The organism is Ancylobacter defluvii (assembly GCF_018390605.1).
GTDB classification, from domain to species: Bacteria; Pseudomonadota; Alphaproteobacteria; order Rhizobiales; family Xanthobacteraceae; genus Ancylobacter; species Ancylobacter defluvii.
This window is the reverse complement of the sequence record NZ_JAHBGD010000017.1, coordinates 347,480-363,838: the sequence shown is the minus strand read 5'-3', so window position 1 is coordinate 363,838 and position 16,359 is coordinate 347,480. Positions and strand designations below refer to the sequence as shown.

The 16,359-nt window shown below is 67.6% G+C and carries 17 protein-coding genes; 9 read left to right on the top strand and 8 right to left on the bottom strand.

Annotation, left to right across the window (positions count from 1 at the left end; all coding sequences use genetic code 11):
- Window positions 1–9: 9 nt before the first annotated feature.
- Window positions 10–210 carry a hypothetical protein gene (locus tag KHC24_RS13570; RefSeq protein WP_213363788.1) on the bottom strand — a complete coding sequence of 67 codons (201 nt, stop codon included), beginning with the start codon at window positions 208–210 and terminating at the stop codon, window positions 10–12.
- A 191-nt stretch (window positions 211–401) separates the two neighbouring features.
- Between KHC24_RS13570 and KHC24_RS13565 the strand changes: the two genes are divergently transcribed.
- The 4 genes from KHC24_RS13565 to modC all read left to right on the top strand — a co-directional run bounded on the left by KHC24_RS13565 (window position 402) and on the right by modC (window position 3,643).
- Window positions 402–641: a hypothetical protein gene (locus KHC24_RS13565; protein ID WP_213363787.1), complete on the top strand. Its 240-nt coding sequence runs from the start codon at window positions 402–404 to the stop codon at window positions 639–641.
- Between the two features lie 363 nt (window positions 642–1,004).
- Window positions 1,005–1,805 (top strand): molybdate ABC transporter substrate-binding protein, encoded by an 801-nt coding sequence (modA, locus tag KHC24_RS13560; protein WP_213363785.1) that lies wholly within the window; start codon window positions 1,005–1,007, stop codon window positions 1,803–1,805.
- Window positions 1,806–1,844: 39 nt separating this feature from the next.
- On the top strand, window positions 1,845–2,534 hold the full coding sequence (gene modB / locus KHC24_RS13555; protein ID WP_213363784.1) for a molybdate ABC transporter permease subunit: 690 nt from the start codon (window positions 1,845–1,847) through the stop codon (window positions 2,532–2,534).
- Complete coding sequence (gene modC / locus KHC24_RS13550) at window positions 2,531–3,643, top strand: molybdenum ABC transporter ATP-binding protein (protein WP_213363782.1); 1,113 nt, start codon at window positions 2,531–2,533, stop codon at window positions 3,641–3,643. Before modB ends, modC begins: the two co-directional genes overlap by 4 nt.
- Here the strand turns inward: modC and KHC24_RS13545 are convergent.
- The 7 genes from KHC24_RS13545 to xylF form a co-directional block, all read right to left on the bottom strand.
- Complete coding sequence (locus KHC24_RS13545; protein WP_213363781.1) at window positions 3,615–4,097, bottom strand: winged helix-turn-helix domain-containing protein; 483 nt, start codon at window positions 4,095–4,097, stop codon at window positions 3,615–3,617. The two genes, modC and KHC24_RS13545, sit on opposite strands and share 29 nt — an antisense overlap.
- An 82-nt stretch (window positions 4,098–4,179) precedes the next feature.
- Window positions 4,180–5,535 (bottom strand): PepSY-associated TM helix domain-containing protein, encoded by a 1,356-nt coding sequence (locus tag KHC24_RS13540; protein WP_213363780.1) that lies wholly within the window; start codon window positions 5,533–5,535, stop codon window positions 4,180–4,182.
- A 150-nt stretch (window positions 5,536–5,685) separates the two neighbouring features.
- Window positions 5,686–6,243 (bottom strand): copper chaperone PCu(A)C, encoded by a 558-nt coding sequence (locus KHC24_RS13535; protein WP_213363779.1) that lies wholly within the window; start codon window positions 6,241–6,243, stop codon window positions 5,686–5,688.
- A 73-nt stretch (window positions 6,244–6,316) separates the two neighbouring features.
- On the bottom strand, window positions 6,317–6,697 hold the full coding sequence (locus tag KHC24_RS13530; RefSeq protein WP_213363778.1) for a hypothetical protein: 381 nt from the start codon (window positions 6,695–6,697) through the stop codon (window positions 6,317–6,319).
- 217 nt (window positions 6,698–6,914) lie between these two features.
- The gene (locus tag KHC24_RS13525) at window positions 6,915–7,715 is read right to left on the bottom strand and encodes an ATP-binding cassette domain-containing protein (RefSeq protein WP_213363777.1); all 801 of its coding nucleotides are present in this window, start codon (window positions 7,713–7,715) and stop codon (window positions 6,915–6,917) included.
- Between the two features lie 14 nt (window positions 7,716–7,729).
- On the bottom strand, window positions 7,730–9,055 hold the full coding sequence (locus KHC24_RS13520) for a sugar ABC transporter permease (protein WP_213363776.1): 1,326 nt from the start codon (window positions 9,053–9,055) through the stop codon (window positions 7,730–7,732).
- A gap of 73 nt (window positions 9,056–9,128) precedes the next feature.
- Window positions 9,129–10,169 (bottom strand): D-xylose ABC transporter substrate-binding protein, encoded by a 1,041-nt coding sequence (gene xylF, locus KHC24_RS13515; RefSeq protein ID WP_213363775.1) that lies wholly within the window; start codon window positions 10,167–10,169, stop codon window positions 9,129–9,131.
- A 280-nt stretch (window positions 10,170–10,449) separates the two neighbouring features.
- On the opposite strand from xylF, the gene KHC24_RS13510 reads away from it, so the two are divergent.
- From KHC24_RS13510 to KHC24_RS13490, 5 genes are all read left to right on the top strand, one after another.
- A complete protein-coding gene (locus KHC24_RS13510; protein ID WP_213363774.1) occupies window positions 10,450–11,487 on the top strand; it encodes a LacI family DNA-binding transcriptional regulator in 1,038 nt (345 codons plus the stop codon).
- A gap of 46 nt (window positions 11,488–11,533) precedes the next feature.
- Entirely contained in the window at window positions 11,534–12,991 is a 1,458-nt protein-coding gene (xylB, locus tag KHC24_RS13505) for a xylulokinase (protein ID WP_213363773.1), read from the top strand.
- Window positions 12,988–14,313: a xylose isomerase gene (gene xylA, locus KHC24_RS13500; protein WP_213363772.1), complete on the top strand. Its 1,326-nt coding sequence runs from the start codon at window positions 12,988–12,990 to the stop codon at window positions 14,311–14,313. The genes xylB and xylA overlap by 4 nt, the downstream gene beginning before the upstream one ends.
- A gap of 292 nt (window positions 14,314–14,605) precedes the next feature.
- Entirely contained in the window at window positions 14,606–15,229 is a 624-nt protein-coding gene (locus tag KHC24_RS13495) for a L,D-transpeptidase (protein WP_213363771.1), read from the top strand.
- A gap of 37 nt (window positions 15,230–15,266) precedes the next feature.
- Complete coding sequence (locus KHC24_RS13490; protein WP_213363770.1) at window positions 15,267–16,280, top strand: amino acid ABC transporter substrate-binding protein; 1,014 nt, start codon at window positions 15,267–15,269, stop codon at window positions 16,278–16,280.
- Window positions 16,281–16,359 lie beyond the last annotated feature (79 nt).

The following is a 16,359-nucleotide window of genomic DNA, read 5'->3' as shown; positions in this document are numbered from 1 at the left end:
CGCACTCGATCACGGCGCTGGCGGGTTGGCGGGCGCCGGCGGCGTGGGTGTGGCGGGAGCCGGAGCGACCGGAGCCGGCGCGCTGTCGGAAGCAGGCGGCGTCGGCGATTCGGTCGGCTGCGGCGTGGTGCGGCCAGAAAAATGCACCGCCGCATAGAGAGCCACGACCAGAAGAACGGCGGCGGCGATGAGAGTTGTCGTACGGTTCATGCCACTCTCCGGTGTCATGTTACGTTACGTGATGAATTTTTTCATTGTCGCAACGTTCGTGATAGACGAAAGTTCCAGTTCAACGACCCGGTGGGGGCCTGTCCGCCGCCGGGGAATGATTGGGCGAGCCGCACAAGCGGCCGGGTTCCCGCCATTTCTCCGGCGGCGGGACGTATGGGGAGGAGAACGTGATGCTGCAGGCCGAGTTCGACATCGTCACCCTCTCGCCTTCCACGGTGCGGGTAATGCACCGGGTGGCGCACCATATTTACGAGTTCTCGCTGGTGGATGACGGCTGCGGCCGGCGCATCGTCTCGCAGGGGCCGTCCATTCTGTTCGGCAAAAGCGACCAGGTGGCGGCGTGGAACCTCGTCGCCGAGGCCGAGCGGGTCGCCGCCGAGGTGGCCCGCCGCACCGGGATGATCGACTGACACTATCTGCGGTATTTGCGGTGGACGCGGCCTGCACGTGATCGGACCGGCAGGGTCTCTTCCGTGTCGCAGCGGGAGAGGTATCGCGCGTCGGCGTCGTTGCGGCCGGCCGGCGGACAAGGACGAGGGAGGTCAGGGCGGTAGCGGGATCCGTGACGTGACCGCCTTCCGGCGGCCGCACCGCTCCTAACTGTTACTCAGCTGGCAACATCCGGTCTCGGCACCTCTTGCATCGCGCCGCTGGCGCGCCCGCACCGCAGGAGGCGGGCGCAGTGGCATGTCTTCACCGCTTCACCGCTTCGGTACTGGCGTCGTTCGTCCGATCATGTATATGAACGAATATATGATCCCGGGAGACGCCTCATGTTCCATGCCTCCGCCCACCTGTTCCGGCCGGCCGTAAAGCTGGCAGCCGCCGCGGCCGCGGTGCTGCTTCTCAACCTTGCCGCCCCGGTCTCGGAGGCGCGGGCGCAGACGACGGTGTTCGCCGCCGCCAGCATGACCAATGCGCTGCAGGACATCGGCAAGCTCTACAAGGAAAAGACCGGCAAGGATGTGGTGTTCTCCTTCGCCGCCTCCTCGGCGCTCGCCAAGCAACTGGAGGCCGGAGCGCCTGCCGGCATCTTCATTTCCGCCGACAACAAGTGGATGGACTATACCGAGGGCAAGGACCTGACCTTGAAGGCGACGCGAGTGACGCCGATTGGCAACAGCCTCGTGTTGATCATGCCGGCCGACACCGCCAAGGACGTCAAGATCGACAAGAGCTTCGACTGGCTGGCCTTCCTCGGCGCCGACGGCAGGCTCGCCACCGGCCTTACCGACAGCGTGCCGATCGGCGTCTACGCCAAGACCGCGCTGACCAATCTCGGCCAGTGGGACAAGGTGAAGGGGCGGGTGGTCGGCGCCGAGAGCGTGCGCGCGGCGCTTGCGCTGGTGGAGCGCGGCGAGGCGGCGGCCGGCATCGTCTATTCCACCGATGCCGCCATCGCCAAGAATGTGAAGATCGTCGCCACCTTCCCGGCCGACAGCCACCCGCCGGTCGAATATCCCTACGAGATCGTCAAGGAGCAGGACACGCCGGAGACCCAGGCGGTGTTCGATTTCCTGGTCGGCCCGGAAGCCAAGGCGGTTTACGCCAAATACGGCTTCGTGGTGCATTGACGGAAGCGGCGGCTACGGGCTGCCGATCCGGGGGAGCCCATGCTGACGCCTGAGGAATGGACGGCGGTGTATCTGAGCCTGAAGGTCGCGTTCTGGGCGACCTTCTGGAGCCTGCCCTTCGCGCTGGCCACCGCCTTCGTGCTGGCGCGGCTCGATTTTCCCGGCAAAAGCCTGTTCGATGGCATCGTCTATCTGCCGCTGGTACTGCCCAAGGTGGTGGTGGGCTATCTGCTGCTCATCACCCTCGGGGCGCGCGGCTATCTCGGCCAGTATCTCGCCGAATGGTTCAACATCCGGCTGATCTTCACCACCGCCGGCGCCATCGTGGCGGCGGCGGTGATCAGCTTCCCGCTCACCGTCAACGCCATCCGCCTGGCGCTGGAGGCGGTGGATCGCGGGCTGGAGACTGCCGCCCGCACGCTGGGGGCGAACCGGCTCGACGTGTTCCTCACCATCACTTTGCCGCTGATGCTGCCCGGCATCCTCTCCGGCGCGCTGCTCGCCGTCGCCTCGGCGCTGGGCGAGTTCGGCGCCACCATCACCTTCGTCTCCAATGTCGAGGGACAGACGCGCACCATTCCGCTTGCCATCTACAGCGCCACCCACATGCCGGACGGTGATGCCATGGCGCTGCGGCTCACGGTGGTGTCGATCGTGCTGGCGCTGGCTTCCTTGCTGCTTGCCGGTCTCGCGGACCGGCGGATCCGCACATTGATCGGCCGCGCATGATCGAGGTCGATATCCAGCTGGCGCGCCCGGGTTTTTCGCTCTCGGCGCATTTCACCGCGCCGGGGGCGGGGGTAACGGCGCTGTTCGGCCGCTCCGGCGCCGGCAAGACCACCATCATCCAGGCGGTAGCCGGGGTGGTGCGACCGGACCGGGGCCGCATCGTCGTCGACGGCGCGACCTATTTCGATTCGGCTGGCGGCATCGATGTGCCGATCGAACGCCGTCGCGCCGGCTATGTGTTCCAGGATGCGCGGCTGTTCCCGCACATGTCGGTGGAGCGCAATCTGCGCTACGGCCAGCGGCGCGCGCGGGGGATGGATGCCGGTATCGGCTTCGAGGCGGTGGTGGATCTGCTCGGCCTCGGCCATCTGCTGCGGCGGCGGCCGCATACGTTGTCGGGCGGCGAGAAGCAGCGCGTCGCCATCGGTCGGGCGCTGCTGGCGCAGCCGCGGCTGCTGTTGATGGACGAGCCGCTCGCGGCGCTTGATGCGGCGCGCAAGGCGGAGATCCTGCCCTATCTGGAACGTCTTCGCGACGAGATGCGGCTGCCGATCCTCTATGTCAGCCATTCCATCGAGGAGGTGCTGCGGCTCTCCGACCGGGTGGTGGCGCTGAAGGACGGCCGCCAGATCGCCGAGGGGGAGGTGGCGGAGGTGATGTCGCGGGCGGACATATTGCCGGTGATTGGGCGCTTCGACCTCGGCACGGTGCTCGACTGCACGGTGGCGCGGCATGACGAGGACTATGCCTTGTCGACGCTGGCTTTCCCCGGCGGCGAGCTCAGGGTGCCGCGCGTCGAGATGCGGCTCGGTGGAGCCGTGCGGGCACGGGTGCGGGCGCGCGATGTCGCCATCGCGCTGGCCAAGCCGGTCGATGTTTCGGTGAGCAACCTGCTGCCGGCGGTGGTCGAGGCGATCACGCCGGGCGAAGGTCCCTATGCCGATGTGGCGCTGGTCGCCGGGGCGAGCCGGCTCGCCGCCAGCGTCACCCGCGAGAGCGTCGAGCGGCTGGGCCTGACGCCGGGGCTCGCGGTGTGGGCGATGATCAAATCGGTGGCGGTGGACAGCCGCAGTCCGGACTTCACGACCCCGCCGGGGCCGACGTTTTAGCCTTCGCCGGCCGTTTTGCCTTGCCGGAAGCGGTTGAGGCGGGCTTTTCCCCGCGCTCCGGTGCCGGGTCCGGTGTCAGGGCGGCGCGCAGCTCGGCGATCTCGGTACTGGCGGCGGCGGCGCTTTTCGCTTCGATGGCGCGGTAGAGCGCGATCAGCCGCTCGCCGAAGGCGGTGAGGTCGGTACCATGGCCGCGCCTGCCGGGATGGGTGATCACCACGCGCTGGCCGTAGGAGGTATCGAGTGCCTCGACCAGCAGCCAGGCGCGGCGATAGCTCATGCCCATCTTCTTGGCCGCCGAGAGAATGGAGTGCTCGGTACGGATGGTCTCCAGAAGCTCGATCATGCCGGGGCCGAGATGGCGGCCATCGCCGAAATAGACACGGATGAACAGCCCGTCGCGCGGCCGCGCGGTCTCGGCATCTTCTGGATCGTGGTCGCGTTGGTTGCTCATGCGTGCCCGTGATGGTGCCGGCGCCCCTGTCTCGCGATCCTAGGCGAAGGGGCGCCGGGCCGAAAGCATCCCGTCCGGCGCGTCAGGCCGTCGCGCGGGCGGGGCGCGGCCGGCGCGCGAAGGCGAAGTCGAGCGCCAGCATCGCCAGCAGCGAGGCGCCGACCAGCGGGAACAGCACGCCGACCACGGCCATGATGGCGAGAAGGCCGCGCATCGCCCGTGGATCGGCCGGCGCCGGCGGGATGCCGAGCGAGCCGGCCGGGCGCCGCTTCCACCACATCACCCCCGCCGCGACCGACATCAGCACGATGGCGAGACACACAGCGAGCAAGACCAACTGGTTGGCGAGGCCATATTCCTGGCCCATATGCACGTTGATGCCCCATTCCATCGCCTTGGCGGCGGGACCGTAATCGGCATAGCTCATGTCGATCAGCGGCGCGCCGGTGTACTGGTCGAGATGCACGACGCGCTGCTTCGACAAGTCGTCGGGATAGACGGTGGCGGAGTAGACCCCGGTGGGAGAGCCCGGCAGGCTGAGCGCATAGCCTGGCGATACGCCCAGGCCCTCGATGATGGCGGTGGCGCGGTCGACGCCGATCGAGGTGCCGGCCGGCTCCGCGGACATCGGCATCTTCGCCTGTTCCAGCGACCATGGCGTCGGCCCGGTGGCGTGGGCCAGGTGTTCGTCCGACATCGGCACATTGTCGTAGACGCCGGGCGGGTAGCCGTAATTGGCGCTGTTGGCCCATTCATTGACCTTGGCGCCCCACAGGATCGACCAGGGCATGCCGGACAGTGCCATGACGGCGATGGCGAGGCCGGCGAAGGCGCCGGTGACGGCGTGCAGATCGCGCCAGAACACCCGCCGTTTCGGGGTGCCGCGCACGGAAACGACACCGCCGCTCTGCTTGCGCGGCCACCACAGATAGAAGCCGGTGCCGACCAGCAGGATCGACCAGCCGCCGACGATCTCGATCACGCCATTGGCGATGGGTCCGAATTCGACGAGGCTGTGCAGGCGGCGGATGGTCCACATCAACGTGCCGCGATCGGCGAGCTCGCCGAGCACCCGCCCGTCATAGGGATCGACATAGACCGAGCGGCGGGCGCCGTCGGCGGTCTTCACCACGATTTCGGCGGAGCTGTCCGGGGTGGTGGGGGTGACGATCTTGAGCGCCGCGCCGGGGCGAGCGGCCAGCGCGGCGTCGATCAGCCGGCTCGGGGGGAGCGGAGCGGTGGCGCGCTGCTCGACCTGCTTGAGGTCGCGATGCCAGAGCGCATCGATCTCATTGTGGAACAGAAAGGCACCGCCGGTGACGGCGAGCAGGATGAGGAAGGGCAGCACCAGCAGGCCGGCATAGAAATGCCAGCGCCAGACGGCACGGTAGAGATTGAGGGCGCGCTCGGGCGCTTCGGACAAGGCGGCAGCGTTCATCGGACGACATCCGTGGGGAGGCCGGGACGTCTCGCATCAGGGAATCGGCCGGCGCATGCCGACGCACAGCCGCACCGGAGGTCCGGCGGCCGGTCGGGGGCCTGTCATGCCGATCCCGCCGGGGCGGGTCCGCGGCGAGGGGTGAAGGGTTCAGTTCGACGGCGTGCCGTGGCCGGCATGCGGGTCGGCGGCCTGCATGCCGGCGGCGCCCTTCGGCCCGGCCATGCCCTCGACCTTGAACTCGACCGCGACGGTGCCGGCCTTCTCGAAGGTGAGGGTGCCCTTGAAGCTGGCACCTTCCTTCAGCGGCTGCTTGAGGTCCTGCAGCATCAGGTGATAGCCGCCCGGCGCCAGTGCCACCGTGCCGCCGGCAGGGATCGCGATGCCGTCGGGCAGCATCTGCATCTTCATCACGCCGTCGGTGACGCTCATCTCGTGGATCTCGGCGCGGCCGGCGATATCGGCGGCGACGGCGACCGAGACCAGCCGGTCCGGCGTGGTGCCGGTGTTCTCGATGGAGAAATAGGCGCCGCCGACCTTGGCGCCGGGCGGGGTCATCCGCGCCCAGGGATGGCCGATCTCCAGCGCGCCGAGCTTGAAGCCATGCGCATGCGCGGTATCGAAGGCGAAAAGCAGCAGCGCCAGGGCGAGCAGGGCGAAAGCGAGGCGCTGGGTGGTGTCGCGGAAGCTGTTGAAAAAGGCGGACATGTTCAATTCCCGTGGAACGGCGCCGGAAGGCGGCCGTCCGAATGACGACAGATGCGGAAAGGCTGGATCTGCGTCAGGCCACGGGAGGGGCGCGGGCGTTGTGCGGAAGATGCTCGGTGCCGGAGGCGGGGCTGTCCACGCGCGGGCCGGCGAGCGCGAGAGCCGGCAGGGCAAGCGGCGAAGGTAGGGGCGCCAGTTCCGGTGGCGGCAGTGACGCCAGCGCGCCGAGGCGGCAGCTGGAGGTGCAGCAATCGGGCAGATGGCCGGCGGTGTCCTGCTGGCCGTCCGGCGTCGTGGTATTGAGGCAGATGACCTCGCCGGCCGGACCGAGCGCCACGCCCATGCCGGCATGGGTGCCCATGGCGAGACCGCCCAGCACGGTCTGCAGGACGAGCAGATAGGCGGCGAGGATCGCCGCCGCCAGCAGGCCCGTCTGTCGTGCGCGGTTGCCCATGCCGTCCGTCGCGCTGCCTCGCCCCATGGATCGCCCTATGAGCGCCCAATGCCACGGACCTAGCACACCCGAGGACGGGTGACCAAGCGACCGGATGCCGCTATCGGGGCAGGAGCTTTTCCTGCCCGACGATATTGCTTGTCCGCCGGAAAAATCTTCCGAATTTCGACGCTTTGAGGGCGGTTTACCCGCCACTCCCGCGTCGTCGTTCGCCGGGCTAGTGCACCGCGCCGGGGCCGGCAATGGCGCCGGGCGGGCTCTTGCCCATGATGATCATGCCCAGCACCTCGTCCTTGGTGACGTCCGAGGTCTTGGCGGTGCCGACCAGCTTGCCATTCTTCATCACGCTGACGCGGTCGGCGAGATCGAAGACGTCGTGGATATCGTGGCTGATCAGGAAGATGCCGATGCCCTCGGCCTTGAGCTGCTTGATCAGCTCCGCCACCTGCGCCGTCTCCTGCGGGCCGAGCGCGGCGGTCGGCTCGTCCATGATCAGGATCTTGGCGTTGAAGTGGATGGCGCGGGCGATGGCCACCGACTGGCGCTGGCCGCCGGAGAGGCCGCGTACCGGCTCCTTGAACTTGCGGAAGTTCGGGTTGAGCCGGCCCATCACCTCGCGCGCCGCCGCTTCCATGGCGACGTCGTCGAGCGTGCCCCACGGCGTCATGATCTCGCGGCCGAGGAACAGATTGGCGGCGGCGTCGACATTGTCGGCGAGCGCCAGGGTTTGATAGATCGTCTCGATGCCATAGCGCTTGGCGTCGCGCGGATTGGCGATATCGGCCTTCTCGCCGTTGATGCGGATCTCGCCGGAATCCGGACGATAGGCGCCGGCGAGGATCTTGATCAGCGTCGACTTGCCGGCGCCGTTATGGCCTAGCAGGCCGACCACCTCGCCGGGATAGAGGTCCACATCGACCCCGTCGACGGCGCGGATGCCGCCGAAGGAAATCGAGATGTCGCGCATGTCGACGAGAGGGGGAGAGCCGGCGAGGGGGGTAGAACCTTGGGTTGCCATGATGTCGCCTCCTCTCACTTGAAGCGCTTGCGGTAGAGCGTATCCACCCACACTGCGAAGACCAGCACCATGCCGACCACGATGTTCTGGTAGGGCGTGTCGACCCGCATCAGCACCATGCCCGATTGCAGGCTCTGCATGACCAGAGCGCCGAGCATGGCGCCGGCCACGGTTCCCGCACCGCCGGCAAGCGAGGTGCCGCCGATCACCGCCGCGGCGATGACATAGAGTTCGTCGAGCGTGCCCTGGGCGTTGGTCGCCGAATTGAGGCGGGCGGTGGAGATGGCGGCGCCGATGGCGGCGAGGCCGCCCATCAGGGCGAAGACCATCAACGTCACCCGCTTGGTGTTGATGCCGGCGAGCTCGGCCGCCTCCGGATTGCCGCCGATGGCGAAGACGTAGCGGCCGAAGCGGGTGCGGGTGGTGACGAAGGTCATGATCACGCCGATGGCGAGCGCAACCAGCACCGGCACCGCGAAGCCAAAGGAGATGGCGAGACCTTCCGGCGGCACGGGAAGGCCGTTGGCCTCGGCATAACGGCGGGCCAGCGCGGCGGGCAGCGTGTAGGCATTGACCACCAGCGTGGCGGCAATCACCGCGAGGCAGCCGACGCCGGCGGTAACGAATTCGGCCCAGACCGGCTTGAGCGGAAAGCGGAAGCGCTGGCGCTGGCGGCGGGCCTGCAGGGTGGCGAGCAGGATGACCGCGCAGGCCATCGCCGCCACGATCCAGCTCCAGAAGGCGCCGATCGAGCCGTCGGCGCCGCCGCCGAGCAGCTTGAAATTGTCGTCGACCAGCGGAATGGTCTTGCCTTCCGCCACCGCCCAGGCGGCGCCGCGCCATACCAGCAGGCCGCCGAGAGTGACGATGAAGGCCGGCACGCCGAGATAGGCGATGACGAAGCCGTGCAGCGTGCCGATCAACGCGCCGATGCCGATGCCGGCGACGAGGGTGAGCACCACCACGGCGGGATGGTTGAAGCCGAAGGTCGGCATCAGCGTGCTGGCCTGGAACACCGCCATGATCATGCCGGTGACGCCGAGGATCGAGCCGACCGACAGATCGATGTGGCGCATCACGATGACCAGCACCATGCCGGTCGACATCACCGCGATGGAGGCGGTCTGGACCGAGAGGTTCCAGAGATTGCGCGGGGTCAGGAAGGTGCCGTCGGCAAGGAAGTCGAAGACGATCCAGATGACGGCCAGCGCACCGACCATGCCGAGGAAGCGCACGTCGAGCTCCAGCGCGCCGATGAGCGACGGCGCGGGCGCCTGCGGCGGCGAGGCCGGGCGCGCAGGGGCGGGTGCGAGGGTGGACGGGCTCGTGGACTGGCTCATGGGCGTACTCCTCAGCCGACCCGTTGAAGGGCGGGCGGCGGGGTTCGCGCCCCGCCGCATTGCTGGACAATGGTCAGTTGCAGGCCTTCACCGTGCCGGCCTTCACGCCCTGGCACACGGTCGCCTTCGGCACCCAGCCGGCCTCGATGATAACGTCGAGATTGTCCTTGGTGATCGGCACCGGCTTCAGGAAGGTCGAGTTCATCGGCACCTTCTTCGGGCCGCCGGTGAAGGTGGTGGTGCCCTTCACGTCCGTGGGCTTGGTGCCCTTGGCGAGGTCGAGGGCGATCTCCGCGGCGCGCTTGCCGAGCTCGCGCGAGTCCTTCCACACCGATACGGTCTGGGTGCCGAGCGCGATGCGGTTGAGCGCCGCGAAGTCGGCATCCTGGCCGGAGACCGGCACCGAGCCAGCGAGGCCCTGGGCGGCGAGCGCGGCGACGGCGCCGCCGGCGGTACCGTCATTGGAGGCGACGACGGCGTCGACCTTGTTGTTGTTGGCGGTCAGGAACTGCTCGGTGTTGCGCTGGGCGTTGGCCGGCAGCCAGCTGTCGGTATAGGCCTCGCCGACATTCTTGATGTCGCCCTTGTCGATGGCCGGCTTCAGCACTTCCATCTGGCCGGAGAACAGGAAGTCGGCATTCGGATCGGAAGCCGAGCCCTTGACGAAGAGGTAGTTGCCCTTCGGCTTCAGCTTCTGCACCTCGGCGGCCTGCAGGCGACCCACCTCCTTGTTGTCGAAGGTGATGTAGTAGGCATAGGGGTTCTCGATCAGCCGGTCATAGCCGACCACCGGAATACCCTCGTTCTGCGCCTTGGCGAGGGCGGGGGTGATGGCGTCGGAATCCTGCGCCAGGATGATCAGCACATTGGCGCCCTGGGCGATCAGCGCCTCGACGTCGGAGAGCTGCTTGGAGGCCGAGGACTGGGCGTCGGCGGAGATGTACTTGGCGCCGGCGGCGGCGAGCGCCTTCTTGATCGCCGCCTCGTCGGTCTTCCAGCGCTCTTCCTGGAAGTTGGACCAGGAGACGCCGACCACGGTATCGGCGGCACGGGCGGCGCCGGTCGCGACGAGCATCGCGAAGGCCGCCACGGTGACGGTAAGCTTGGACTTCATGCGTTCCTCCCAAAAGGATGCGTGGTGATCGGATGCAGGGCTTGCGTTGAGGGGTGGGCCGTCGGCGGCCTCTTCATCTTGATGTTCGAACCTCAAACCAAATGACGGGTTTTACCCTCCTCTGCAATCGGGTGCCGACTTTGCACAGCTTCAATGCCTTCGTCGAGCCTTCATCGCACCGTAACAGAACAATTCCACCACGGCGTTTCGCCTCTTGTCTAATTGGTGGACATCTCATTCATGAGTTGCGTACGTCAAATTTTGAGGGCAACTTCTCGCCATGTCGAGAGTTTCCTCACGCATCACCCTTCAGGACGTGGCCCGCGAGGCCGGCGTGTCGCTGGCGACCGCCGATCGGGTGCTCAATGGCCGTGCCGGCGTGCGCGAGGCGACCGCGGGCCGGGTGCGGGACGTGGTCGCGCGGCTCGGCTACCGGCCGAATGCCGCGGCGGCGCGGCTGGCGCGCGGCGAGACCTACCGCTTCTGCTTCGTGCTGCCCTCGGGGCCGAACGTCTTCATGCGCCAGCTCGCCGAGCAGGTGACGAATACCGCCGAATGGCTGTCGACCCACAATGCCTTCATCGACCTGCTGCGCGTCGACGTGTTCGCGCCGGAGGCGCTGGCGGCGACGCTGGAAGGGCTGATCGGCCGCTATGACGGCGTCGCCGTGGTGGCGCTTGATCATCCGCGGGTGCGCTCGGCGATCGACGACCTAACCGCCGCCGGCATGGTGGTGGTGACGCTCGTTTCCGACGTGCCGTCCTCGCATCGCCGCCATTATGTCGGCGTCGACAACATTGCCGCCGGTCGCACTGCCGGCACGCTGATCGGCAGATTCGCCGGCGGACGGCAGGGGGCGGTCGGGCTGATCGTCGGCACACCGGCCCTGCGCGACCATGCCGAGCGGCAATTCGGCTTCACCCAGGTGCTGTCCGGAGAGTACCCGTCGCTGAAGGTGTTGCCGGTGCAGGAAAGTCTCGACGAGGACCATAGGACGCAGGAGATCGTCGAACAGATGCTGCGCGAGGTGCCGGATCTCGTCGGGCTCTACAATGTCGGGGCCGGCAATGGCGGCATCGCCGCCGCCCTGGCCGCCTTCGGCCGGGCCGGCGAGCTGGTCTTCGTCGGCCACGATCTCACCGACGATACGCGGCGCTTCCTGCTGCGCGGGGTGATGGACGCGGTGATCAACCAGGATGCCGGCCACCAGTCGCGTTCGGCGGCCCGGGTGCTGCTGGCCCATTGCTCGGGCGAACCGCTGTTCGACGAACAGGAGCGCATCCGCATCGACATCTTCGTGCGGGACAATCTGCCGTGATACGCCACGGGCGCGTGGATTCACGGTGAATGAAAGGATGTGAGGCATGTTTGTCGGCCTCGATATAGGCACGTCCGCCATCAAGGCGGTGCTCGTCGACGAGACCCAGGCGGTGCTCGCCACTGCTGAAGTGCCGCTGTCGGTGTCCCGGCCGCAGCCGGGGCACAGCGAGCAGAACCCGGAGGACTGGTGGCAGGCGACGCTCGCCAGCCTCGACCAGCTCAAGGCCGCGCGACCGGTGGAACTGGCGGCGGTGAAGGGCATCGGCCTGTCCGGCCAGATGCACGGCGCGGTGCTGCTCGACGCGTCGGGTGCGGTGCTGCGTCCGGCGATCCTGTGGAACGATGGCCGTTCGGCTGCCGAGTGCGTGGAACTGGAGGCGGCCTTCCTGGGCCTGCATACGGTGACCGGCAACCTCGCCTTTCCGGGCTTCACCGCGCCGAAGCTGCTCTGGCTGCGCAAGCACGAGCCCGATATTTTCGCCCGCACCGCCAAGGTGCTGCTGCCGAAAGCCTATGTCGGCTACCGTCTGACCGGCGAGATGGTGGAGGAAATGTCCGACGCCTCCGGCACGCTGTGGCTCGACGTCGGCAAGCGCGACTGGTCGGACGCGGCGCTGGCCGCGACCGGCCTCGACCGCTCGCACATGCCGCGCCTCGTCGAGGGCAGCGAGGTGGCGGCGCGCATCACGCCGGAACTCGCCGCCCGCTGGGGCATGGCGACGCCGCCGGTGCTAGCCGGCGGGGCAGGTGACAACGCTGCCGGCGCGGTCGGGCTCGGTGCCATCCATGCCGGCAACGCCTTCGTCTCGCTCGGCACCTCCGGCGTGCTGTGGGCGACCACCGACCGCTTCGCGCCGAACCCGCAATCGAGCGTGCACGCCTTCTGCCATGCCATTCCTGCCACCTGGCACCAGATGGGTGTGATCCTCTCGGCCGCCTCGGCGCTCGGCTGGTGGGCGCAGACCGAGGGCATCTCGCCCGGCGACCTCTTGAGGCCGCTCGGAGACGCGCCAGTCGCGCCGTCGCGAGCGATCTTCCTGCCCTATCTCTCCGGCGAGCGCACGCCGCACAACGACACCGCCATTCGCGGCGCCTTCGTCGGCCTCGACCACGAGACCACGCGCGAGGCGCTGACCCAGGCCGTGCTGGAGGGCGTCGCCTTCGCGTTCCGCGACTGCCTCGACGCGCTGAATGCCGCCGGCACCACGCTGGCCACCGCCGACGTGATCGGTGGCGGTTCGCGCTCGCGCTACTGGACGGCGGTGATCGCCAATGTGCTCGGCCTGCCGATCAACCGCATCGAGGACGGCGAGCGGGGCGGGGCGTTCGGCGCCGCCCGGCTGGCGCGCATGGCGGCGACGGGGGAGAGCCCGGCCGCCATCTGCCTGCCGCCTCGCCGTATCGAGACCATCGCGCCGACCCCGGCGCTCCAGCAAGCCTATGCGGAAAAGCATGCCCGCTACCGCGCGCTGTACCCCGCCTTGAAGGGAGTGACTTCATGAATGCCCCCGCCGGTTTCTTCGAGCCGACCGCGCCACTCGCCTATGAAGGGCCGGAAAGCCGCAACCCCTTCGCCTTCCGCTGGTACGACAAGGATCGCGTCGTGCTCGGCAAGCGCATGGAGGACCATCTGCGCTTCGCCGTCGCCTACTGGCACAGCTTCACCTGGCCGGGCGGCGATCCCTTCGGCGGCGAGACCTTCCTGCGCCCGTGGATGCACGGCTCCGACGAGCTGGCGCTCGCCCGCGCCAAGGCCGATGTCGCCTTCGAGCTGTTCCGCATTCTCGACGTGCCGTACTTCGCCTTCCACGACCGCGACATCGCCCCGGAAGGCCAGAGCCTGAAGGAATCCAACGCCAATGTGCGCACCATCGCCGACATCTTCGCCAGGAAGATGGAGACCTCGAAGGTCAAGCTGCTGTGGGGCACGGCGAACCTGTTCTCCAACCGCCGCTTCATGGCGGGCGCCGCGACCAATCCGGACCCGGACGTGTTTGCCTATTCCGCGGCGCAGGTGAAGAACGTGCTGGAAGTAACGCATGAGCTCGGCGGCGAGAACTACGTGCTGTGGGGCGGTCGCGAGGGTTACGAGACGCTGCTCAACACCGACCTGAAGAGCGAGCTCGACCATATGGGCCGCTTCCTCAACCTGGTTGTCGAGCACAAGTACAAGATCGGCTTCAAGGGGACGATCCTCATCGAGCCGAAGCCGCAGGAGCCGACCAAGCACCAGTACGATTTCGATGTCGGTACGGTGTACGGCCTGCTGTGCCGCGCCGGGCTCGAGAAGGAAGTGAAGCTCAACATCGAGGCCAACCACGCCACGCTGGCCGGCCACAGCTTCGAGCACGAGATCGCCATGGCGGCGGCGCTGGGGGTGTTCGGCTCGATCGACATGAACAAGGGCGACGCCCAGTCCGGCTGGGATACCGACCAGTTCCCGACCAATGTCGAGGACACCGCGCTCGCCATGTACGAGATCCTGAAGGCGGGCGGCTACACCACCGGCGGCACCAATTTCGACGCCAAGATCCGCCGCCAGTCGATCGACTCGGACGATCTCGTCCTCGCCCATTCGGCGGCGATGGATGTCTGCGCGCGGGCGCTGCTGATCGCCGCCGACATGGTGGAGGACGGCGCGCTCAAGAAGGCGGTCGACGAGCGCTATGCCGGTTGGCAGACGCCGGCGGCCAAGGCCATGCTGGCACCTGGCGCCTCGCTCGACAGCATTGCCGCGCGGGCGGAGGCGGAGAATCTCGACCCGCAGCCGCGCTCCGGCAGGCAGGAGCGCCTGGAGGCGCTGGCGGTCAGCTATCTGCGCTGAGCCCAAACCTTCCGCGCCCGGCCATGTCCCGGGCGCGTAAAGGGAGCGCGCCCTCTCTCCCGCGGGGACGCGCTCCCTTTTTTCTTTGACGCAGCAGGATCTTTGACACGGCCGGACCTCGGCGAGATCGGGTTGGACGGGCGATATTCTCGGCGCTGTCGTGCCAGGGCATTAACCATCCGTCATTGACTTGTGGTGAATAAATCCCTTCGATCGGTAGCGGGGAAGCGACCGTGACTCGTGCCGACGTCCCGCCATGCGAGGATGCGGCGATATGAGGAGGGGATTAAGTATGCGTTGGAGCATTCTGGGCGCGGTGGCCGTTGCCGCCGCCCTGTCCGGTGGAGCCGTCAGCGATGTGCAGGCGCAGGCGCGCCCGCCCGCGGGTCTCAACAGCATGCTTTTGGACGTGCAGGAGGAGCCGGGTCGCGTGCCTTCGCCGGAAGAGGAGCAACTCGATCCGACGTTCCGCCGGCAGCCGGTGTATTTCCGCACCAACGAGCCGGCCGGCACCATCGTCATCCATACCGACGAACGGTTCCTCTATCTGGTGCTCGGTGACAACCGGGCGATGCGCTACGGCATCGGCGTCGGCCGCGACGGCTTCCAGTGGTCGGGTCTACAGAAGATCTCCCGCAAGGCCGAGTGGCCGGACTGGACGCCGCCGCCGGAGATGATCCAGCGCCAGCCCTATCTGCCGCGCTTCATGGCCGGCGGCCCCGGCAACCCGATGGGGGCGGCCGCGCTGTATCTCGGCCAGACCGTCTACCGCATCCACGGCACGAACCAGCCGCAGACCATCGGCTATGCCGTGTCGTCGGGGTGCTTCCGGCTGGTGAACAGCGATGTCACGGATCTCTATAGCCGCGTGCCGGTTGGCACCAAGGTCATCATCCGGCAGACGCCGGCTCTCTGAATAAGGCGACATGCGGCAGGAGCCGCAGGGGGAAGGCATGAAACATCTGGGAATGGCGCTGGCGGCTGCGGGCGTCCTGTTCACGGCCGGTCTCGCGCAGGCCGACACGCTCGCCGACGTGAAGGCGCGCGGCACGCTCAAATGCGGCGTCAATCAGGGGCTCGACGGCTTTTCGGCGAAGGGCGCCGACGGCAGTTGGAGCGGCTTCGACGTCGATCTGTGCAAGGGCATCGCTGCCGCCATCTTCGACGACCCGGCAAAGGTCGAGTATGTGCCGCTGTCGGCGGAAGCGCGCTTCCCCGCTCTTTCCAAGGGCGATGTCGACGTGCTGGTGCGCAATTCCACCTGGACGATGTCGCGCGAGGCAGGGCTGAAGCTGCTGTTCGCCGCCGTCTCCTATTATGACGGCCAGGGCTTCATGGTGCCCGCCGCCAAGAACAAGACTAGCGCGCTCGAACTGGACGGTTCCAAGGTCTGCACCCAGGCCGGCACCACCAGCGCCCTCAATGCGCAGGACTATTTCCAGCAGAACAACATGAAGCTGGAACTGATCCAGCAGCCCGGCGTCGACGAACTGGTCAAGGCCTACGACGAAGGCAAGTGCGACGTGCTGACGACCGACGTGTCGCAGCTCTATGCGCTGCGTCTCAAGCTGTCCAAGCCGGCGGACAGCATCGTGCTCCCGGACGTCATCTCCAAGGAGCCGCTCGGCCCGGTGGTCCGCCAGGGCGACGATGTGTGGCTCAACGTGGTGAAGTGGAGCTTCTACGCCCTGCTCAATGCCGAGGAACTCGGCATCGGCAGCAAGACCCTCGACCAGGCGCTGAAGTCGCAGAAGCCGGACGTGAGGCGCTTCGTCGGTGCCGACGGCGTCTATGGCGAGCAGCTCGGCCTGACCAAGGATTGGTCGGTGCGGATCGTCAAGGCGGTCGGCAATTATGGCGAGGTGTTCGAGCGCAATGTCGGCACCGGCTCCAAGCTGGGCATTCCGCGCGGCATCAACCAGCTGTGGAGCCAGGGCGGCATCCAGTACGCGCCGCCGATCCGCTGACCTCTGCCATCATCCGTTTGAGAGGCCGGTGTCGCCGCGAGGCGCACCGGCCTTTTTCATGCGCGTATGGATGTCGGCC